General features: G+C 67.1%; 23 protein-coding genes. 13 read left to right on the top strand and 10 right to left on the bottom strand.

Annotated elements, in window-relative coordinates; translation table 11 throughout:
- Window positions 1-25: 25 nt before the first annotated feature.
- The gene (locus BSY239_RS18845) at window positions 26-1,297 is read right to left on the bottom strand and encodes a c-type cytochrome (protein WP_069048149.1); all 1,272 of its coding nucleotides are present in this window, start codon (window positions 1,295-1,297) and stop codon (window positions 26-28) included.
- A 2-nt stretch (window positions 1,298-1,299) separates the two neighbouring features.
- Entirely contained in the window at window positions 1,300-2,028 is a 729-nt protein-coding gene (locus BSY239_RS18850; RefSeq protein ID WP_069049090.1) for a c-type cytochrome, read from the bottom strand.
- A gap of 135 nt (window positions 2,029-2,163) precedes the next feature.
- On the opposite strand from BSY239_RS18850, the gene BSY239_RS18855 reads away from it, so the two are divergent.
- Both BSY239_RS18855 and BSY239_RS18860 read left to right on the top strand, forming a co-directional pair.
- The gene (locus tag BSY239_RS18855) at window positions 2,164-2,391 is read left to right on the top strand and encodes a cysteine-rich CWC family protein (protein WP_069048150.1); all 228 of its coding nucleotides are present in this window, start codon (window positions 2,164-2,166) and stop codon (window positions 2,389-2,391) included.
- On the top strand, window positions 2,384-3,865 hold the full coding sequence (locus tag BSY239_RS18860) for an MFS transporter (protein ID WP_069048151.1): 1,482 nt from the start codon (window positions 2,384-2,386) through the stop codon (window positions 3,863-3,865). Before BSY239_RS18855 ends, BSY239_RS18860 begins: the two co-directional genes overlap by 8 nt.
- A 36-nt stretch (window positions 3,866-3,901) precedes the next feature.
- Here BSY239_RS18860 and BSY239_RS18865 read toward each other — a convergent pair whose 3' ends face one another.
- The 3 genes from BSY239_RS18865 to BSY239_RS18875 form a co-directional block, all read right to left on the bottom strand.
- On the bottom strand, window positions 3,902-4,246 hold the full coding sequence (locus tag BSY239_RS18865; protein ID WP_069048152.1) for a hypothetical protein: 345 nt from the start codon (window positions 4,244-4,246) through the stop codon (window positions 3,902-3,904).
- Window positions 4,247-4,421: 175 nt separating this feature from the next.
- A complete protein-coding gene (gene recQ / locus BSY239_RS18870) occupies window positions 4,422-6,323 on the bottom strand; it encodes a DNA helicase RecQ (protein WP_069048153.1) in 1,902 nt (633 codons plus the stop codon).
- A complete protein-coding gene (locus BSY239_RS18875) occupies window positions 6,320-6,739 on the bottom strand; it encodes a rhodanese-like domain-containing protein (protein ID WP_069048154.1) in 420 nt (139 codons plus the stop codon). The genes recQ and BSY239_RS18875 overlap by 4 nt, the downstream gene beginning before the upstream one ends.
- A 79-nt stretch (window positions 6,740-6,818) precedes the next feature.
- On the opposite strand from BSY239_RS18875, the gene BSY239_RS18880 reads away from it, so the two are divergent.
- Together BSY239_RS18880 and BSY239_RS18885 are read left to right on the top strand one after the other, a co-directional pair.
- Entirely contained in the window at window positions 6,819-7,865 is a 1,047-nt protein-coding gene (locus BSY239_RS18880; protein WP_069048155.1) for a homocysteine S-methyltransferase family protein, read from the top strand.
- Between the two features lie 244 nt (window positions 7,866-8,109).
- A complete protein-coding gene (locus tag BSY239_RS18885; RefSeq protein WP_069048156.1) occupies window positions 8,110-9,060 on the top strand; it encodes a TerC family protein in 951 nt (316 codons plus the stop codon).
- Here the strand turns inward: BSY239_RS18885 and BSY239_RS18890 are convergent.
- Complete coding sequence (locus BSY239_RS18890) at window positions 9,057-9,662, bottom strand: cyclic nucleotide-binding domain-containing protein (RefSeq protein WP_069048157.1); 606 nt, start codon at window positions 9,660-9,662, stop codon at window positions 9,057-9,059. The genes BSY239_RS18885 and BSY239_RS18890 overlap by 4 nt on opposite strands.
- Before the next feature lie 95 nt (window positions 9,663-9,757).
- Here BSY239_RS18890 and BSY239_RS18895 point away from each other — a divergent pair, with 95 nt between their 5' ends.
- The 7 genes from BSY239_RS18895 to BSY239_RS18925 all read left to right on the top strand — a co-directional run bounded on the left by BSY239_RS18895 (window position 9,758) and on the right by BSY239_RS18925 (window position 15,878).
- Window positions 9,758-10,945, top strand: a complete 1,188-nt coding sequence (locus BSY239_RS18895; protein ID WP_069049091.1) for a sensor histidine kinase — start codon at window positions 9,758-9,760, stop codon at window positions 10,943-10,945.
- Between the two features lie 17 nt (window positions 10,946-10,962).
- A complete protein-coding gene (locus BSY239_RS18900; protein WP_069048158.1) occupies window positions 10,963-11,625 on the top strand; it encodes a response regulator in 663 nt (220 codons plus the stop codon).
- Window positions 11,626-11,784: 159 nt separating this feature from the next.
- On the top strand, window positions 11,785-13,194 hold the full coding sequence (locus tag BSY239_RS18905; RefSeq protein WP_069048159.1) for a CmpA/NrtA family ABC transporter substrate-binding protein: 1,410 nt from the start codon (window positions 11,785-11,787) through the stop codon (window positions 13,192-13,194).
- 2 nt (window positions 13,195-13,196) lie between these two features.
- Window positions 13,197-14,060: a nitrate ABC transporter permease gene (ntrB, locus tag BSY239_RS18910; RefSeq protein WP_069048160.1), complete on the top strand. Its 864-nt coding sequence runs from the start codon at window positions 13,197-13,199 to the stop codon at window positions 14,058-14,060.
- Entirely contained in the window at window positions 14,050-14,922 is an 873-nt protein-coding gene (locus BSY239_RS18915) for an ABC transporter ATP-binding protein (RefSeq protein WP_069048161.1), read from the top strand. The genes ntrB and BSY239_RS18915 overlap by 11 nt, the downstream gene beginning before the upstream one ends.
- A 45-nt stretch (window positions 14,923-14,967) precedes the next feature.
- A complete protein-coding gene (gene cynS / locus BSY239_RS18920; protein ID WP_069048162.1) occupies window positions 14,968-15,411 on the top strand; it encodes a cyanase in 444 nt (147 codons plus the stop codon).
- Entirely contained in the window at window positions 15,411-15,878 is a 468-nt protein-coding gene (locus BSY239_RS18925) for a nuclear transport factor 2 family protein (RefSeq protein ID WP_069048163.1), read from the top strand. Before cynS ends, BSY239_RS18925 begins: the two co-directional genes overlap by 1 nt.
- A gap of 15 nt (window positions 15,879-15,893) precedes the next feature.
- Here BSY239_RS18925 and BSY239_RS18930 read toward each other — a convergent pair whose 3' ends face one another.
- Window positions 15,894-16,805 (bottom strand): LysR family transcriptional regulator, encoded by a 912-nt coding sequence (locus BSY239_RS18930; protein ID WP_069048164.1) that lies wholly within the window; start codon window positions 16,803-16,805, stop codon window positions 15,894-15,896.
- Window positions 16,806-16,906: 101 nt separating this feature from the next.
- Here BSY239_RS18930 and BSY239_RS18935 point away from each other — a divergent pair, with 101 nt between their 5' ends.
- Together BSY239_RS18935 and BSY239_RS18940 are read left to right on the top strand one after the other, a co-directional pair.
- Window positions 16,907-17,926, top strand: a complete 1,020-nt coding sequence (locus tag BSY239_RS18935) for a zinc-binding alcohol dehydrogenase family protein (RefSeq protein ID WP_069048165.1) — start codon at window positions 16,907-16,909, stop codon at window positions 17,924-17,926.
- Between the two features lie 42 nt (window positions 17,927-17,968).
- Window positions 17,969-18,583, top strand: coding sequence for a YitT family protein (locus BSY239_RS18940; protein WP_069048166.1), 615 nt, complete (start codon window positions 17,969-17,971; stop codon window positions 18,581-18,583).
- Between the two features lie 9 nt (window positions 18,584-18,592).
- Here the strand turns inward: BSY239_RS18940 and BSY239_RS18945 are convergent, their stop codons facing one another.
- The 3 genes from BSY239_RS18945 to BSY239_RS18955 form a co-directional block, all read right to left on the bottom strand.
- On the bottom strand, window positions 18,593-18,988 hold the full coding sequence (locus BSY239_RS18945) for a type II toxin-antitoxin system VapC family toxin (RefSeq protein WP_069048167.1): 396 nt from the start codon (window positions 18,986-18,988) through the stop codon (window positions 18,593-18,595).
- Window positions 18,988-19,200 carry an AbrB/MazE/SpoVT family DNA-binding domain-containing protein gene (locus BSY239_RS18950; RefSeq protein ID WP_069048168.1) on the bottom strand — a complete coding sequence of 71 codons (213 nt, stop codon included), beginning with the start codon at window positions 19,198-19,200 and terminating at the stop codon, window positions 18,988-18,990. Before BSY239_RS18950 ends, BSY239_RS18945 begins: the two co-directional genes overlap by 1 nt.
- A 68-nt stretch (window positions 19,201-19,268) precedes the next feature.
- The gene (locus BSY239_RS18955; RefSeq protein ID WP_069048169.1) at window positions 19,269-20,138 is read right to left on the bottom strand and encodes a pirin family protein; all 870 of its coding nucleotides are present in this window, start codon (window positions 20,136-20,138) and stop codon (window positions 19,269-19,271) included.
- Between the last annotated feature and the right edge of the window lie 9 nt (window positions 20,139-20,147).

Below are 20,147 nucleotides of genomic sequence, written 5' to 3' on the forward strand. Positions count from 1 at the left end.
GGCCCGACCGGGGCCGAGCCGCGCTTCAGCGCAGGCGCTGCACCGCCAGACCGGACACCGCAGGCGTCTGGTTGCCCCACGACTGGCGCACGAAGCTCGCCACGGCGGCCACCTCGTCGTCGGTGAGCAGCGTGCGGTAGGGCGGCATGCCGTAGGGCCGCGGGTGGCCTGCGGTGGCGGGTGCGAAGCCGCCGCCCAGGATGGCCTGCACCGTGTTGTGCGGCGTCTCCAGCATCACGGCGCGGTTGCCGGCCAGACGCGGGTATGCACCGGCGGCACCTTCACCGTTGTCGCCGTGGCACTGTGCACACTGCTGGGCGTAGAGCTTCTCGCCGCGCACCATCTGCTGCGGGTCGGCAGGCTCCAGACGCCCGGGGGTCGTGTCGTGCGCGGGCAGGCCCTTGAGATACACGGCCATGGCGCGCAGGTCGGCGTCGTTCAAATGCTGCGTGCCGTGCAGCACCACGTCGGCCATCGGCCCCATGACCGAAGCGCCCTCGGCCACACCGGTCTTGAGCAGGGCCACCACCTGCCCGGCGTCCCAACTGGCCACGCCACCTTCAGCCGCCGACCGCAGCGAGGGCGCGTACCAGTCTTGCGCGGGCATGAGGCCGCCACGAAAGGCCTGCGCTTCGCTGCTGCCACCCAGCGGATCGCGTTCGGTGTGGCAGGCGGCGCAGTGGGCCAGCCCGCGCGTGAGGTAGGCGCCACGATTCCACTCGGCGCCTTGCGAAGGCTCGGGCACGAACACACCGGGCTTGAAATACAGCGCGCGCCACACCGCCAGCGCTGCCTGGGTGTTGTACGGGAAACGCAGACCGTGCGGCCGGTTGGCCTGCTCCACCGGGGGCAGGCTGTGCAGGAAGGCGAACAGCGCATCGCTGTCCTCGCGCGTGACCAGCGTGGTGTGGTTGTAGGGGAAGGCGGGGTAGAGCAGACGGCCGTCCTGCGACTGGCCGTGGTGCAGGGCACGCCAGAACCCGGCCGCGCTCCACTGCCCGATGCCGGTGGCCTTGTGCGGCGTGAGGTTGGTCGAGAGCACGGCACCGAACGGCGTGGGCACGGCGCGGCCACCCGCATAGGCCGCGCCGCCGCGTTCGGTATGGCAGGCCATGCAGTTGCCGGCGCGCGCGAGGTAGGCGCCGCGCTCCACGAGCTGAGGTGTCACGGTCAAGGGCGGTGCTTCGGTGTCCAGCGGCGCGCCGCGCAGTTCCAGCAGCACGGCCAGCGCCAGCGCGCCCACGCCCAGCAGCAGCCCCCCGAAGACCACCCGCCAGGGTGTGATGTGGTGTGCCATCTTCAACCCTCGCTGCCGCAGCGCAGGGGCAGCGGCTGGGCCGTGCCGGGCGCAGGGTGGGTGTTGGCCGGCAGCGGCTGGCTGGCGAGCCAGCTCGCCACCGCGCTCACGTCGCCGCCGCTCAGGCGCTGGGCCACGTGACCCATGCAGTCGGGCGCGCTGGCGCGGCGCAGGCCGGTTTGCCAGGCACCGAGCTGGCCGATGAGGTAGTCGCGCGGCAGACCGAGCAGACCCGGGATGGCCGGGTTCACGCCGGTGAGGGCCTGGCCATGGCACGCCACGCAGGCTGGCAGGTCGCGCGCCGGGTCGCCGCGCAGCGCCAGGGCCTCGCCCCGTTGCAGCACGGCGGGTGTTGCGTCGCTGCGCTGCGGCGCCGGGTAGGGCAGGTCCAGGCTGGCGAAATGCGCCGCGATCTCGCGCAGGTAGGTGTCGCTCAGCGAATCGAGCAGCGACGTCATGCCCTCGTTGTTGCGGCGACCGGCGCGAAAGTGCACCAGCTGGTTGTAGAGGTAACCCGCGGGCTTGCCGGCGATGCGCGGAAAGTACCCTGCGTTGGTGGCGCGTCCCTGCTCGCCGTGGCACACGGTGCAGGCGAGCAGGCGCTGGGCCATGGTGTCGGGCACGGTGTGGGCCGCACTGTTGGGGGCGGGCCCGGCGGCCAGCGCAGCCCAGGCGGGCAGGAGCAGCGCCATCAGGAGGGCGGTGCGGCGGAAAAACACAGAGAGGGGCATGGGGAAATGGGTGCGCCAGACCAGCTGGCGCATGCCGGCAGTGGCCACGGCAGACACCATGGCGAAGAAGAAGGCTTTGAAATTACCATAGCCTCAACCCACCGCCGCCCCGGCGCGTCAGTACCCCCATCTCCCATGACCCCCAACGCCCCCGAGATCGACCCCGCGCGCTGCCCGCTGTGCGGCGAGCCCAACCGTTGCGCGATGGAACTGGAACGCGAGACCGGCCAGAAACAGGGCCCCTGCTGGTGTGTGGGCGCCACCTTCAGCCCCGAGCTGCTGCAGCGTGTGCCCGCCGCATCGGCCGGGCAGGCCTGCATCTGCGCGCGCTGCGCGGCCGCTGCGGCGGGGCCGCATGGCTGAGCCGGCCGACCACACCCTGCCCGCGCTGCGCGAGCGCTACGGCGAGCGTTACCGCTGGCTGCTGCTGCTCTCGGTGATGGTGGGCACGATGGCGTCGATCATGTCGTCGACCATCATCAACGTGGCCATCCCCGACATGAGCCAGCACTTCACGCTGGGCCAGGAGCGCGCGCAGTGGGCCACGTCGGGTTTCATGGCGGCCATGACGGTCTCGATGCTCACCACGCCCTGGCTGCTGGCGCGTTACGGTTACCGGAGCACCTACGCGGGCTGCATGTGGCTGCTGCTGGTGGGCGGCGTGGCCGGCGGTTTTGCCAACTCGTTTCCGCTGGTGCTGGCCGCGCGCGTGGCCGAAGGTCTGGCGGCCGGTGTGGTGCAACCCATCCCGGCCATCATCATCCTGCGCGCCTTCGAGCCGCACGAACAGGGCCGCGCCAGCGGCGTCTTCGGCATGGGCGTGGTGCTCGCGCCCGCGCTGGGCCCCAGCATCGGTGGCCTGCTGGTCGACGGCTTTGGCTGGCGCTCGATCTTCTTCATGGTGGTGCCGTTCTGCATCGCCTCGCTGTGGCTGGCACGGCGCTATGTGCCCACCACCTCACCCGGGGGTCTCGCGGCCAACCGCCAGGGCGCCCACCTGGACTGGCGCGGCCTGCTGCTGGCCGCCGCGGGCACGCTGTGCCTGCTCAATGGCCTGGTGGAACTGCAGGGCGGCACGGCGCTGAGCGCGAGCTTGCTGCTGGGCGGCGCCGCGCTGCTGCTGGTGGCATTTGTGGTGCTGCAGCGGCGCACGCTGAAACGCCGGCTGCGAAACCCCGACCAGGGCATCGACCCGCTGATGAACCTCTCGCTGTTCAAGGACCGGCGCTTTGCCATGGGCAGCATCGTGGCCTTCATCTACGGCATTGCGCTGTTCGGCTCCACCTACCTGCTGCCGGTGTACATGCAGATGGGGCTGGGCCTCTCGGCCTCGTACGTGGGCACCATCCTGCTGCCGGCGGGCCTGGTGCTGGCGGTGAGCATCGCGGTGGTGGGGCGGCTGGCCGACCAACAGCCCACGCACCGGCTGGTGAGCATCGGTCTGGTGCTGTTGTCCGCGTCGTTCGCGCTCATGGTCACCATCGACCTGGGGCGCCCGGCGCAGATCATCCCGCTGCTGATCGCCTGGGCCATCCTGGGGCGCATCGGCCTGGGTTTCATCCTGCCCTCGCTCAACATCGGTGCCATGCGCGGCCTGGGCCACGGCCACATTCCGCAAGGCTCCAGCGTGATCAATTTCCTGCGCATGCTGGGGGGTGCTGCGGGGGTGAGCCTGTGCGGCATCGTGCTCGAATGGCGCGTGGCGGCGCACGGTGCGCTGCTGGACACCAGCCCCGCCAGCCCGGCGCGCATGGCGGCGTTCGACGAAACCTTCCTGATGCTGGCGGCGATCTGTGCGCTGGCGCTGGTGGCGGCGCTGAAACTGCGCGACCGCTGAAAAGCGGTCGCGGTGGGCAGGGTTTGAAGCGGCTGCTCAGTGCAGCAGCGTCATGGGCTTGCTGGGCAGCTCGTCCGACGAGTAATCGGGGTGGTTGTCCACGAAGAAGCGCAGCTTCTGGTCGAGGCGGCCGATGCGGGTGTTGGCCACGCTCTCGCAGTGGTGCTTGGAGATCAGACCGAACAGCTTGCTGCGCAGGAACCAGAGGTCCTTGGGGCTTTGGCAAGACAGCAGCGCGGCATGGATGCGCACACGGATCGGGTCCTGGATGTCGGCCATTGCGGCGTGGAACTCGTCCACCAGAAAGTCCAGTTCCAGGACCTGCGTGTCGTGGTACTGAACCCTTTTGCTTTTGCCAATCCAGGGCAGCCAGGAAAACATGCAGTGCTCCGTTCGAGATGTTCGGGGTGTTGGGGGACATCCCCGGATACACCCCTTGCATCGTCAGTGGGCCCGCATTCTTGAGAACTGAAACGTGGGGAGATCGCCCGCCGCGATGAGCGGTCGGGCGTGTCAGGCGATGGTGGTGATTTGAGCCGGAAACACCCCGGCGCGGCTAACTGAAAGCACTCACCACCTGCAACACCTCCTCGCCGTAGGCCTCGCGTTTCTTCACGCCCAGCCCGGCAATGCCGTCCAGATCGGCCAGCGTGCGGGGCTGGCGCGCGGCGATCGCGCGCAAGGTGGCGTCGTGAAAGATCACAAACGCGGGCAGGTTGTGTTCCTTGGCCACGCCGGCGCGCCAGGCCTTGAGTGCGTCCAGGGCGTCGCGCGCGGCCAGGGTCAGCGGCTGGCCGTCGTCGGCCACGGTGGCGCGGGCGCTGCGCGGGCGACTCACCCGCCCGGAGCCGGCGGCTTTCTCGGACAGCGACTTCAGCCACACCGCGCTCTGGCCCTTCAGGATCTCGCGCGCCGCGTCCTGCAGGTGCAGGGTGTTGTAGTGCGCCGCGTCCACCTGCACCGCTTCGCGCGCGATCAGCTGGCGCAAGAGCGCGCGCCACTGGGTTTCGGACAAATCGGCGCCGATGCCGAAGGTGGAAAGCTTGTCGTGCCCGTGCTGCGTCACCTTCTCGGTGACCTTGCCGCGCAGGATGTCCATGATGTGGCCGGCGCCGAACGCCGTGCCGCTGGACTGCTGCACGCGGTAGATGCACGAGAGCAGCTTGCGCGCGGATTCGGTGGCGTCGAACAGCTGCGGCGGATGCAGGCAGTTGTCGCAGTTGCCGCAGGGCTCGCTCTCTTCGCCAAAGTAGGAGAGCAGACGCACACGCCGGCAATCGCTCGCTTCTGCGAGCGTCAACAAGGCGTCGAGCTTGCCGCGCATCACCTGCTTGAACTCGTCGGCCGCCGGACTCTCGTCGATCATGCGGCGCTGGTTCACCACGTCCTGCAGGCCATAGGCCATCCAGGCGTTGGCGGGCTCACCGTCGCGACCGGCGCGCCCGGTTTCCTGGTAGTAGCCTTCGATGTTCTTGGGCATGTCCAGGTGGGCCACAAAACGCACGTCGGGCTTGTCGATGCCCATGCCGAAGGCGATGGTGGCGACCATGATCAGGCCCTCTTCGCGCAGGAAGCGGTCCTGGTGTTTCTGCCGCACGGCTGCGTCCAGGCCGGCGTGGTACGGCAGCGCGTTGAGCCCCGCTTCGCACAACATCGTGGCCACCTCTTCCACGCGGCGGCGCGACTGGCAGTACACGATGCCGGCGTCGTGTTCGTCGCCGCTGGTGTGTTCGTCGCGGATGAAGCGCAGCAGCTGGGCGGTGGCGTCCTTTTTCTCCACCAGCTGGTAGCGGATGTTGGGCCGGTCGAAGCTGCTGATGAAGGTGCGCGCGTCCTGCAGCTGCAGGCGCTCGACGATGTCGGCGCGCGTGAGGTCGTCGGCGGTGGCGGTGAGCGCCACGCGCGGCACGCCGGCAAAACGCTCGTGCAAAACCACCAGGCCACGGTACTCGGGGCGGAAGTCGTGGCCCCACTGGCTCACGCAGTGGGCCTCGTCGATGGCAAACAGCGCCAGCTTGCCGCGCTCCCTGAGCGAGTCGAGCAAGGCCAGGAAGCGTGGCGTGGTCAGGCGCTCGGGCGCCGCGTAGAGCAGCGTGAGTTCGCCGCGCAGCATCTCTTTTTCCACGCGCTGCGCGTCTTCGCTGGACAGGCTGGAGTTCAGAAAGGCCGCGGCCACGCCGGCTTCGAGCAAGGCGCCCACCTGGTCGTGCATGAGCGCGATCAGCGGCGACACCACCACGGTGAGGCCCTGGCCGCTGCGCTCGCGCACGATGGCCGGCACCTGGTAACACAGCGACTTGCCGCCGCCCGTGGGCATGAGCACGAGCGCGTCGCCGCCGCCCCCCACGTGCGCCACGATCTCGGCCTGCGGGCCGCGGAAGGCGTCGAACCCGAAGACCTCTTGCAGAACGCCGACGCTGGCCTCGAGGATTTCGCTTTCCGGCGCGATGTCGATCACATCTGCTCCCACGGCAAGCCCTCAAAGCGCCAGCCGTTGAGGCTGGAGCGTTTGAATTCTTCGTTGAGTTCACCCTCGAAGCCGTGCACCACATGTGCCACTTCGGCAAACCCGGCGGCTTCCAACGCCTTGCCGGCGTCCAGCGTGCGTTTGCCGCTGCGGCAGATCAGCAGCACCGGGCGTTGTTTGTCGCCCGCCTCCCGCTCCACCGCTTGCGCAAAACGCGCCGGGTCGGGCGTGAGGTCGGGGTATTCGTACCAGGGAATGTTCTCCACGCCGGGCGGGCGGCCCACGTAGAGCGATTCGATTTCCATGCGCACGTCCACAAACAACGGTGCGGGCTCGCCGCGGGCTTCGCGCTGCTCGCGTTCGGCCTGCAGCCAGGCCCAGGCCTGTGAGGGCGAGAGGTGTTTCATGGGGGCTATTGTCGGGGAAAGCCTGAGGCCGCCCGTCCGGCCGCGGCCTGCGGGTCGGGTCGCTTCTTACAATCCATGCATGACTTCCCCCGCCTACACCCGCGCCCAGGCGCTGCCCGAGATCCTGAAACACCGCATCGCCATCCTCGACGGCGCGATGGGCACCATGATCCAGCGCTTCAAGCTGGGAGAAGCCCACTACAGAGGTGAGCGCTTCAAGGACTTCCACAAGGACGTCAAGGGCAACAACGAGCTGCTCAGCCTCACGCGCCCCGACGTGATCCAGGACATCCACGAAGGGTATCTCGCTGCCGGTGCCGACCTCATCGAGACCAACACGTTTGGCGCCACGACCATCGCGCAGGACGATTACGAGATGGGACACCTGGCGCGCGAGATGAACCTGGCCTCGGCGCGCATCGCACGCGCGGCCTGCGACAAGTTCAGCACGCCCGACAAGCCGCGTTTCGTGGCCGGCGCGCTCGGCCCCACGCCCAAGACCGCGAGCATCAGCCCCGATGTGAACGACGCCGGGGCGCGCAACGTCACCTTCGAGCAGCTGCGCGCGGCCTACCTGGAGCAGATCGAGGCGCTGGTCGAGGGCGGGGCCGACCTGCTGCTGGTGGAGACCATCTTCGACACGCTCAACGCCAAGGCCGCGCTGTTCGCCATCGACGAGTTCTTCGAGAAAAGCGGCGAGCGCCTGCCGGTGATCATCAGCGGCACCGTGACCGACGCCTCGGGCCGCATCCTGAGCGGTCAGACGGTCAGCGCCTTCTGGGCCAGCGTGCGCCACCTGGAGCCGCTGGCCGTGGGCCTGAACTGCGCGCTGGGTGCCGCGCTGATGCGCCCCTACATCCAGGAACTGGCCAAGGTCGCGGGCGACACCTTCATCAGCTGCTACCCCAACGCCGGCCTGCCCAACCCCATGAGCGACACCGGCTTTGACGAAACGCCCGAAGACACCAGCCGCCTGCTGCGCGAGTTCGCGGCCGAAGGCCTGGTCAACATCGTGGGCGGCTGCTGCGGCACCACGCCGGAGCACATCGCGGCCATCCACCAGAGCGTGGAACCGCTGGCGCCGCGCAGCCTCAAGCGCGAGCTCTTCTACAAGGAAGCCGCTTGATCCACGCAGGACCTTCAGGCAAAACCTGAAGGTCGTTCAGTTGGTGAAACCCGCGTTTCGCCACCACAATCGCGCTTCCCTTCAAGGGGAGTAGTCAACCCGCCACCCGGCGCACAGCCGGGCTTCGGCGGGTGGGGTTTTCGTCAATACGCGGTCTCACGGTCGCCGGAAACCCCCAACCGCACACGTTGCGGCCATGGCAAGACCTTGGGGTGTTCCTTCAACACCAAATCTGAGGTTTCTCATGGAAAGCATTGCCCCCCTGTGGCTGTGGGTCGTCTTCGTCGTGTTCGTCGTGGCGGCCCTGTTTGTCGATTTTGTCGTGCTCAAGAAGCAGGGTGCTCAGGAGGTGAGCGTCAAACAGGCGGTCAACTGGTCGCTGGTCTGGGTGGGCTTGAGCTTTGTGTTCAATGTGTTGTTCTGGTTCGCCATCAGGGACACCACCGGATCGAGCGCGATCGCCAACGAGAAGTCGCTTGAGTTCCTCACCGGCTACCTGATCGAGAAGAGTCTGGCGGTCGACAACATCTTTGTCTTCCTGCTCATCTTCACCTACTTCGCCGTGCCTGCGGCCTACCAGAAGCGCGTGCTCATGATCGGTATCGTGGGCGCCATCGTGCTGCGCACGGTGATGATCCTGGTGGGCGGCTGGCTGATCTCGGAGTTCCACTGGATCCTGTATGTGTTCGGCGCCTTCCTGGTGCTCACCGGCGTGAAGATGTGGTGGGCCGCCGGCCAGGAGCCCAGCCTGGACGACAACCCCGCGCTCAAGCTGCTGCGCAAGGTGTTGCCGGTGAGCAAGAACTTCGATGGTGAGAAGTTCTGGACGGTGGAGAACGGCAAGCGCATCGCCACGCCGCTGCTCATGGTGATCTGCCTGGTGGGCCTGACCGACGTGATCTTTGCGGTGGACTCCATCCCCGCGATCTTCGCCATCACCAAGGATCCGTTCATCGTGCTCACCAGCAACGTGTTCGCCATCCTCGGTTTGCGCGCCATGTTCTTCCTGCTGCAGGCCGCGGCCAGCCGCTTCCACCTGCTCAACTACGGCCTGGCCGTGATCCTGGTGTTCATCGGCAGCAAGATGCTGTTGATCGACGTGTTCAAGATCCCGGTGGCCGTTTCTCTCGGCGTGGTCCTGTCGATCCTGGCCATCACCATGATCTGGAGCTCCAAAACGGCCCCAAACACCTAACGTGGCTCGGGGATCAGGCGGTCAATCTCCTGCTGCATCGACAGGACGAGTTGACCGTAGAGCTGCAGCTTGGTGTCGTTCTCGCGCAGCCGCTGGCTCAGGCGCTGGGCCACGGCGCTGAGCAGTTTGGCGGCGGTGGTGGGTTCTTCGGCAATGAGCGTCTGCAGGGATGCTCGGGTGAGCACAGCGCAGCGCACCTCGGTGCTGGCGGTGCAGGTGGCGGAGCGGGCTTCGCCGTCCATGAGCGACATTTCGCCCATGAGGTGGCCCGGACCGAGCACGTTGACCGTGTGCGGCTCGGTGCGGCTCACGGTGACGGCCTCCACCGTCACCTCGCCCTCGATCACCAGCGCCATGAAGCCGTCTTCGCCGCCGCTGTGGCCCTGGCGGATGATGGCTTCGCCCTCGGCGCAGCGCCGCAGTTCCATGTAGGCCACCACCGTGAGCGCTTCGCCGGGGCTGAGCTGGATGAGTGCCGTGGTGGAACGCAGCAGATCTGCGGCACGCCGGGCGGTGGTGGACACCCCCACACGCTGGTGTCGCCGTTTGCGCAGGCGGGCGGCGGTGTAGCGCTCGCCGAACAAGGTGTCGAACAGGGCCATGGGGAATACCGGTGGGCTGCGGAGGGTCTGGTGCTCATTGTCGCGCTTTGCCCGCCATGCACCGCTTTGGCACATTCATTGCGTGCGTTGTGTGCATGCAGATCGACACGCCCACCCCGAACACCCGCGCCTGGGGCGACCCGCTGGCGCTGCTGCTCGCCTCCACCGGCGAGGGGGTGTTCGGCATCGATCTCGACGGCCTGTGCGTGTTCATCAACCACGCGGGCGCCCGCATGATCGGCTTCGAGCCGGACGAACTGCTGGGCCGCAACATGCACGACCTCACCCACCATTCGCACGCCGACGGCGCGCACTACCCGGTGGACGACTGCCCGATCTTCAAGGCCTTTCTGGAAGGCCTGCCCTGCCGCATCGACTCCGAGGTGTTCTGGCGCCGCGACGGCTCCAGCTTCCCGGTCGAGTACTCCAGCCACCCCATACTCGACGAGGGCGCCGTGCGCGGCGCGGTCGTGACCTTTGTCGACATCACCGAACGCAAGCGCGCCGCCGACGCCCTGCAGCGCGCCAAGGACGAGCTGGAAGAGCGTGTGGGTGAGCGCACGCTCGCGCTGGCCACGGCCCTGAAGCAGGTGCGCGAGCTGGCCGCGCGCTCGGAAGCCGTGCGCGAGGAAGAGCGCACCCGCATCGCTCGCGAGGTGCACGACGAGCTTGGCAGCCTCCTGGTGGCCCTCAAGATGGACGTGAACTGGCTGGACAAGCGCCTCTCCGAACAGGAGCAGCGCACGCTGGAGGCGGCGGGCGACATGCGCGAACGCATGCGCTGCAAGTGCCAGAACATGAGCCGCCTGATCGAGACCGCGGTGGACAACGTGGGCCGCATCATCACCGACCTGCGCCCCAGCATCCTGGACCACCAGGGCCTGTGGGCCGCGCTCGAATGGCAGGCGCAGGAGTTCGTGCAGTCGGCCGAGATGTCCCTGAACTGGTGCATGGAGGTGGACGACGCACCCGACCCGCCCGAGCCGCTGGCCATGGGCGTGTTCCGCATCTTCCAGGAGATGCTGAGCAACGTGGGGCGGCACGCGCGCGCCGACCGCCTGGGCGTGCACATCGTCGTGCGCGGGACGTCGCTGCAACTCACCGTGCAAGACAATGGCGTGGGCGCGCCGGCCCAGGCTTTTGAGGCGGCCGATGCCTACGGCGTGATGGGCATGCGCGAGCGGGCGCGGCATTTTGGCGGCGACATTCACATCGACAGCGCACCAGGACAGGGCACCCGCATGGGCCTGACGGTGACGCTGCCCTCCGGAGACGTGGCTTGAATACGCAGTTCGACCTCATGACCGAAACCATCCGCGTGCTGATCGGTGACGACCACCGCATCGTGCGCGAGGGGCTCAAGCAGATCCTGGCCGACGCCCCCGATGTGCAGGTGGTGGCCGAGGCGCAGACCGGCCCCGAGGTGCTCGACGTGGTGAGGGCCTTCCACGGCAGCGAAGGGCTCGATCTCGTGTTGCTCGACATCGCCATGCCCGGCCTGGACGGGCTGGACGTGCTGCAGGCGATCAAGCGCGAGCACCCGCGCCTGCCGGTGCTCATGCTCAGCACCTACCCCGAGAAGCAGTATGCGGTGCGCTGCATCCGCCTGGGCGCCTGCGGTTACCTGAACAAGAGCGCCGACCCCGACGACATGCTGGCCGCCGTGCGCAAGGCCGCGGGCGGCGCCGTGTTCGTGAGCCAGGCCACGGCCGAAGCGCTGGCCGCTGCCGTGGGCAGCGCGGGTGCGCAGACCGGGCCCGAGGCGCTCTCGCACCGCGAGTACCAGGTCTACCGCCTGCTCACCCAGGGCCGCACCGTGAGCGAAATTGGTGCGCAGCTCGGCCTGGCGGCCAACACGGTGAGCACTTACCGTGCACGCGTGCTGGACAAGACCGGCGCGAAGAACGACGTGGAACTCGCGCTGTACGCCGAACGCCATACACGCGCGCCCAAACCCGCCTGATATCTCCCTGAAAAGCCGCTTCTTGTAGGGCTGGCCCTACACGGCGTCGGTCAGCCTCCCGCGACTTGTGCTCCTCTGCGGCGATCGGGGCCGCCTGCACCGCATCTGGCCCGTTGCTTGCAATGAACACCTCGTCCATCAACTCACGAGGTGCGCGCCATGTCCGAATTCTTCGATCCCTACAACGCCGATCGTCCGCTCATGCTCAAGTGCAGCTGCGGACGCGACCACACGATCGCCGATCACCACGCCGAGGTGGCGGCCGACGGTGCGGCCATCGAATTGCGCCGACGCAGCGAGGCCGCCGAGTTCGAGGCCTACAGCAACGAGTTCATTGAAGCCACGCTGGTCAAGGCGCTGTTTCCGCACGACGAGGTGCGCCGCCGTTTCCTGCGCGCCGTAGGCAAGGGCACGGCCATGGCCGCCATTGCAAGCGTGTTGCCGGTGGCCAGCCTGCAAGCCATGGCGCAAGAGAAGCAAGGCTCGCTGGAGAAGACCAACCTGAAGATCGGTTTCATCCCGATCACCTGCGCCACGCCGCTCATCATGGCCGCGCCGCTGGGCTTCTACCAGAAGCAGGGCCTCAACGTCGAAGTCACCAAGACCGCGGGCTGGGCCCTGGTGCGCGACAAGATGATCAACAAGGAATACGACGCGACCCACTTCCTGTCGCCGATGCCGCTGGCCATCAGCATGGGCCTGGGCAGCAACGCCGTGCCGATGAACGTGGCGACCATCCAGAACATCAACGGCCAGGCGATCACGCTGGCCCTGAAGCACAAGAACAACCGCGATCCGAAGAACTGGAAAGGCTTCAAGTTCGGCATCCCGTTCGACTACTCGATGCACAACTTCCTGTTGCGCTACTACCTGGCCGAGAACGGCCTGAACCCGGACACCGACGTGCAGCTGCGCGTGATCCCGCCGGCGGAGATGGTGGCCAACCTGCGCGCCGGCAACATCGACGGCTTCCTCGGCCCGGACCCGTTCAACCAGCGTGCGGTGTTCGACGAAGTCGGCTTCATCCACGTGCTGACCCGCGACCTCTGGGACGGGCACCCGTGCTGCGCCTTCGGCACCAGCACCGAGTTCATCCAGAAGAACCCCAACACCTTTGCAGCGCTCTACCGTGCGGTGCTCACTTCGGCCGCCATGGCGCGCGACCCGAAGAACCGCGAGCTGATCGCCAAGGTGATCTCGCCCAGCCAATACCTCAACCAGCCCGAAGCCGTGGTCACGCAGGTGCTCACAGGGCGCTTTGCCGACGGCCTGGGCAAGATCCAGAACGTGCCCGAGCGCGCCGACTTCGATCCGATGCCGTGGCAGAGCATGGCCGTTTGGATGCTCACGCAGATGCAGCGCTGGGGCTATGTCAAGGGCGACGTGGACTACAAGGCCGTGGCCGAGAAGGTGTTCCTGATCACCGACGCGCGCAAACACATGAAGGACCTGGGTCAACCGTTCGCCGCCGGCGGTGGCTACACCAAGCACACCATCATGGGCAAGGCGTTTGATTCGGCCAAGCCTGCCGAGTACCTCAAGAGCTTCGCCATCAGCAAAGCGGCTTGACCATGAAAGCCACCAGCCTCAACCTGCGCGCGGCCCTGGTCTCGCTGATCATCTTCTGCGTCTTCATCGGGGCCTGGCAGCTTTCAACGTCGGGGCCGTCGATTGGCGGCGCCTCCAGCGGCATGACGGCCGAGGAGATCGAGTACGCCAAGATGATGGGCAAGGACCCCGGCGCCGAGAAGAGCACCGGTTTCCCACCGCCCATGGAAGTGGCCAAGGCGAGCTGGGGGCATTTGTCCGACCCGTTCTACGACAATGGTCCGAACGACAAGGGCATCGGCATCCAGCTCGCGCATTCACTCGGCCGCGTGGGCCTGGGCTTTTTGCTGGCCATGGCGGTGGCGATTCCGCTGGGCTTCCTGATTGGCATGTCGCCGCTGATGCGCAAGGCGTTCGACCCCTTCGTGCAGGTGCTCAAACCCATCAGCCCGCTGGCCTGGATGCCGCTGGCGCTCTACACGTTGAAAGACTCCGACGTGAGCGGCATTTTCGTGATCTTCATCTGCTCGGTGTGGCCGATGTTGATCAACACCGCCTTCGGTGTGTCCGCCGTCAAGCGCGAGTGGCTCAACGTGGCGAGCACGCTCGAAGTGAACCCGATCCGCAAGGCCTTCCAGGTGATCCTGCCGGCCGCCGCGCCCACCATCCTCACCGGCATGCGCATCAGCATGGGCATCGCCTGGCTGGTGATCGTGGCCGCCGAGATGCTGGTGGGTGGCACCGGCGTGGGCTACTTCGTGTGGAACGAGTGGAACAACCTCTCGCTCACCAACGTGATCTTTGCCGTGCTGCTCATCGGTGTGGTGGGCATGTTGCTCGACCTCATGTTTGCCCAGTTGCAGAAGGCGGTGACCTATGTGGAGTGACACCAGCGTGCGCGAAAGCGCCGTCCTGCCTCAAGCCACTGCGCCGGCCCCAACGAAAGCTCCCAAGATGACCGGTTTCCTCCAGGTTGAAAACCTCGCCAAGGCCTACCAGGCCGACAAGCCGGTGTTTGCCGACGTGTCCTTCGCCATCGACAAGGGCGAGTTCGTCTGCATCATCGGCCACAGCGGCTGCGGCAAGACCACCATCCTCAACGTGCTCGCGGGCCTGGACACCGCCACCTCCGGCCACTGCTTCATGGACGGCCGCGAGATCGCGGGCCCCAGCCTGGAGCGCGGCGTGGTGTTCCAGAGCCATGCGCTCATGCCCTGGCTCAGCGTGCGGCAAAACATTGCGTTCGCGGTCAAGTCGCGCTGGCCCGACTGGAGCCGCGCGCAGATCAACGAACACGCCGAAAAGTTTGTGGCGCTGGTGGGTCTGTCCCCGGCAATCGACAAGAAGCCCAGCCAGCTCTCGGGCGGCATGAAGCAACGCGTGGGCATTGCGCGCGCCTTTGCCATCCAGCCCAAGATGTTGCTGCTCGACGAGCCCTTCGGCGCGCTCGATGCGCTCACACGCGGCACGATCCAGGACGAGCTGATGGGCATCGTGCGCGAGACGCACCAGACCGTTTTCATGATCACGCACGATGTGGACGAAGCCATCCTGCTGGCCGACCGCATCCTGCTGATGAGCAACGGATCCGAGACGCCCAACGGCTACAAGCCCGGCGGCATGGCCGAGGTGGTGGTCAACCCGCTGCCACGCAGCCGCACACGCGCACAACTGCACCACCTCGATGGTTACTACGACCTGCGCAACCACATCGTGGATTTTTTGGTCTCGCGCGCCAAGGCGCACTGACCCCTTTTTCTTTCCTTTCTCCACCACAAGCAACGAGGCAACACCATGAGCCGACTCGACGTCACCGAAAAAATCATCACCACCAAAGTCACCAAGGGCCTGAGCTGGGCCGACGTGGCCAAGAAGGTGGGCCAGTCCAAGGAATGGACCACCGCGCTCTGCCTGGGCCAGATGACCGCCACGCCCGCGCAAGCCAAGGTGCTGGGCAAGATCTTCGGTCTCTCCAGCGACGAACAGAAGTGGCTGATGGTCGTGCCCTACAAGGGTTCGCTGCCCACCACGGTGCCCACCGATCCACTGATCTACCGCTTCTACGAACTCGTGAGCGTGTACGGCACGACCTTCAAGGAACTGATCCACGAAGAGTTCGGCGACGGCATCATGAGCGCGATCGATTTCAAGATGGACATGCAGCGCCAGGCCGACCCGAACGGCGACCGCGTCAACATCGTCATGTCCGGGAAATTCCTCCCCTACAAGCAGTACTGATGGAGCTCCGCCCGCCGCTGCCGCCCTTCACCGCCGAGACGGCGGCGCAGAAGGTGCGCATGGCCGAGGACGCGTGGAATTCGCGCGACCCCGACCGGGTGGTCAAGGTCTACACCGAGGACACGCGCTGGCGCAACCGCGCGGAGTTTCCGGTGGGCCGAGAGCAGGTGCACGCCTTCCTGGTGCGCAAGTGGGCGAAGGAACTGGAGTACCGCCTCATCAAGGAACTCTGGGCCTTCACCGACAACCGCATCGCGGTGCGCTTCGTCTACGAATGGCACGACGACTCGGGCCAGTGGTTCCGCTCTTTCGGGAACGAGAACTGGCAGTTCACGCCCGAGGGCTACATGGAGCAGCGCCACGCCAGCATCAACGACCGGCCAATCGCCGCCGATGAGCGCCTGTTCCACTGGCCGCTCGGCGCTCGGCCCCAGGACCATGCGGGTTTGACCGCGCTCGGTCTCTGAGCAAGCAGCGGTCGCTCAGGCCCGCACGCCGGCGGTCAATGCAGCCAGCTGCTGCTGCAGCCAGTCGCGCAGAGCGCGTGCCGCTGGCGTGATCTGGCGTCGACCGGGCAGCACCAGGTGTAGGGGCGCCGGCTCGCCGCGCCAGGCCGGGTTCACGCGCACCAACTGACCCGCAGCGAGTTCGGCCGACACATCGAGCCACGACTTGTGCGCAACGCCCAGCCCCGCCAGCGCCCAGCGCTTGACCACCTCACCGTCGTTGGCCGAGCGGCTGCCACGCACCGGCACGTCCACCCACTGGCCGTCGATCTGCAGGCGCCACGCCTTGGGCACTTCGCCGCCGAGCATGAAGCGCAAGGCCTCGTGTTCCATCAAATCCTGCGCACGCGTGGGCATGCCGTGGCGGGCGAGGTAGGCCGGTGACGCCACCAGCACGCGGTGGTTGTCCGGCATCAGCGGCAGGGCGACCTGCGCCGAGTCGGCCGGCGCGCCATAGCGGATCGCGATGTCCACCGGCACACGCATGAGGTCGGCGTTGTGGTCGGCCAGGTGCAGGCGCAACGCCAGCTGCGGGTGCCGCTGCTGAAACGTCTCCAGCCAGGGCAGCAGCACATGCCGGCCGAGGTCGGACGGCATGGATATCTGCAGCTCGCCACGCAAGGCCGCGCGGTGCGGTTGTGCAGCGGCGCGCGCCTGGCCCATGGCCAGCAGCGCCTGGCGCACATGCGGCATCAGGCGTTCGCCCTCGGCCGACAGGCGCAGGCTGCGCGTGCTGCGCACGAACACAGCCACGCCCCACTCGGCTTCCAGCCGCTTGAGCGCGGCGCTGGCCGCGGCGGGTGACCAGTCCAACGCCTTGGCGGCGGCGGTGAGGCTGCCCAGGTCGGCAATGTGGGTGATCAGTTCCAGCTCCGCGATGCGTGTCATCGTTCGATTTTCATTGAAACTGATTCGCCGGGTCGGGCCTTCAACCGGCGCGTCCTCGCGCGCACACTGGGTGCCATTCATCGACCACCCGGAAGACCCCCATGAAAGCCATTGCCTACCAGCAAGCCCTGCCCATCACCGACCCGCTGTCGCTGCAAGACGTGGACCTGCCCGAACCCACCCCCGGCGCGCGCGACCTGCTGGTGGAGGTCCGGGCTATCGCCGTCAACCCGGTGGACACCAAGATGCGCCTGCGCTCCGTGCCCGCCGAGGGTGAGTGGGCCGTGTTGGGTTGGGACGCCGTGGGGACGGTGCGTGCCGTCGGCGCGCAAGTGACGATGTTCAAGCCCGGCGACCGCGTCTGGTACGCCGGTGCCATCAACCGCCCGGGCGCCAATGCCCAGCTGCACCTGGTGGACGAGCGCATCGCCGCGCTGGCGCCGAGCTCGCTGTCCGACGCGGACGCCGCCGCGCTGCCGCTGACCGCCATCACCGCGTGGGAGATGCTGTTCGACCGCCTGCGCGTCTCGCGCGACACCTCGCAGACAGGTGACGCCCTGCTGGTGATCGGTGCCGCCGGTGGCGTGGGTTCGATCCTGGTCCAGCTGGCACGCCAGCTCACGGGCCTGACCGTGATCGGCACCGCGTCGCGGCCCGAGACCGTGGAATGGGTGAAGGCGCTGGGCGCGCACCATGTCATCGACCACAGCCAACCGCTCGCAGAGGCCCTGAAGCAGGCCGGCCTGCCCGCGCCGCGCTACGTGGTGAGCCTCACGCAAACCGGACACCACTTCGCCCAGATCGTTGAACTGATTGCCCCGCAAGGCCAGCTCGGTCTGATCGACGATCCGGTGCCCGGCAGCATCGATGTCCTGGCGCTCAAGCGCAAGGCCGTGTCGCTGCATTGGGAACTGATGTTCACGCGCTCCTTGTTCGAAACACCCGACATGGTCGAGCAGCACAAGCTGCTGGGCGACGTGGCGCGCCGGGTGGACGCAGGCGAACTGCGGACCACGGTGGGCGAACACCTGGGCACGATCAACGCGGCCAACCTGCGGCGCGCGCATGCGCTGCTGGAGAGCGGCAAGGCGCGCGGCAAGATCGTGCTGGAAGGGTTCTGAGCAGCGCATGCGGTCGCGGCACGCGATGTGCTTTGATACCGCATGCCCGCCTCCCCCCTGATACGACTCTCCCACTCCTGGCTCGACGACGGCCATGCGCTGGTCGCCGGGTCGCTGTTCGTGGCGCTGGGCATGACCATGTTTGCCCACGCAGGCCTGCTCACCGGCGGCGTGGCGGGGGTGGCGTTTCTGGTGAGCTACGCCACCGGCCTGAACCTCGCGCTGTGCTTCTTCGTGTTCAGCCTGCCGTTTTTTTGGCTGTCGTGGACGCGGCTGGGCGTGGAGTTCACGCTGAAGAGCCTGGGCGCCGTGACGCTGGTGTCGGTGTGCACCGCGCTGGCGCCGCACGTGGTCCGCTTCGAGTTGCTTAACCCCTGGGTCGCCTCTGTGCTCGGCGGTTTTCTCATCGGCTTCGGCCTGCTCGCGCTGCTGCGCCACCAGGCCAGCGTGGGCGGTGTGAACATCGTGGCGCAGTGGCTGCAACAGACCCGCGGCCTGCGGGCCGGCCATATCCAGATGTCGGTGGACGTGCTGGTGGTGCTCACCGCGTTTGCGGTGGTGCCGCCCGAGCGCGTGTTGCAGTCGGTGCTGGGCGCCGTGGCCATCGGCGCCATCCTCACGCTGAACCACCGGCCGGGGCGTTACCTGGGCGTGTAGCGCACACAGTCAATGCGACGGAGACTTCGGGAACAAGACCACCCCGGGCAATCCTTCGAAGTGGGCGTCGCAGGTGAGCAATTCGGCGCCGCGTTGTACCGCCGTGGCATACACGATGGCATCGGCCGTGGCCAGCTTGTGTTGGCGGTGCAGATCGGCTGCCCGCAGCGCAGTGGCCGTGTCGAGCGGTGCGACCTGGCACTTCATCGTGTAGGCGATCACCTGATCGGCCTGCGATTCACCGAGTTCGCGCCACAACCATTTGGACAGCTCCAACTGCACGATGGTCGGCACGACACACAGGTCTTTTTCAGGAATTTCCTTGGCGAGCTTCTTGCCGATCGGCGAGGCAATCAGCCATTCGATCCAGGCCGAGGTGTCGACCACGCGCAAAGGCGCCGCCATCAGTAGCGGTCCTTGCGGTCCCGGAATCCCGACGTACCCGCGCCTTTGGCGATACCGGCGAGTTGTTTGAGTTCGGGCACCGGCATCACCAGCACGCCCTTGTCCTTGGGAATGAACACGAACTCCTGACCCGCCTTCCAGTGCAGTTCGTCGCGAACAGCCTTGGGAATGGATATCTGAAATTTGCTGGAGAGGGTGGCGGTGGCAGACATGTCTGGCTCCTTGTTGATCGATCGCTGAATGGTAAGAATATACCAAGCGACGTCAACATGCAGTTGGTCTACCCCGGCAGCGGAATCCACTCCTGGTTGTCGTCGGGTGGCAGCGCAAAACGCCCCGCCGCCCAGTCGGCCTTGGCCTGCTCGATGCGGTCCTTGCGCGAGGACACGAAGTTCCAGAACACGTGGCGCTCGCCCAGCGGCTCGCCGCCGAAGACCATCAGCGTGCTTTTGGTGCGCGCGGTGATCACCGCGTCGGTGTCGCTGCCGAAGACCAGCAGCTGGCCGGGCTCGTAGGTCTCGCCGGCGTGTTCGATCTCGCCGCGCGCCACGTACACCGCCTGTTCGCTGTAACCGCCGGGCAGGGCCAGGCTGGCGCCGGCCTGCCATTCGGTGTGCAGGTAGAACAGTGGCGAGTGCGTCTTCACCGGGCTCGTCATGCCGTAGGCCTCGCCCGCAATCAGCCGTATCCAAACGCCGTCCCGCTCCCGCACCGGCAGGTCGGCTGCGGGATAGTGCACGAAGGCGGGGTCGGTTTCTTCGTCCTTCTCGGGCAGGGCCACCCACAGCTGCATCAGCTCCAGGCCGCCGCCCGCGAACGAGTCGGGGTGCTTGAAGCGCTCCGAATGAGAGATGCCGCGCCCGGCCGTCATCCAGTTCACGTCGCCGGGGTTGATGAGCTGGTCGACGCCCAGGCTGTCGCGGTGATGCACCTGGCCGCTGAGCAGATAACTCACGGTCGACAACCCGATGTGCGGGTGCGGGCGCACATCGGCTGCGCGCGTGTCTTCGGGCGCGATCGTCACCGGGCCGGCGTGGTCCACAAAGATCCACGGGCCGACCATGCGGCGCCTGGCATACGGCAGCACGCGCCGCACTGTGAGGCCGTGGCCCAGGTCGGCAGAGCGCGCGGTGATGACCATTTCAAGCATCTTCTTCTC

It is taken from the genome of Hydrogenophaga sp. RAC07 (genome assembly GCF_001713375.1).
Taxonomy (GTDB): Bacteria; Pseudomonadota; Gammaproteobacteria; order Burkholderiales; family Burkholderiaceae_C; genus Hydrogenophaga.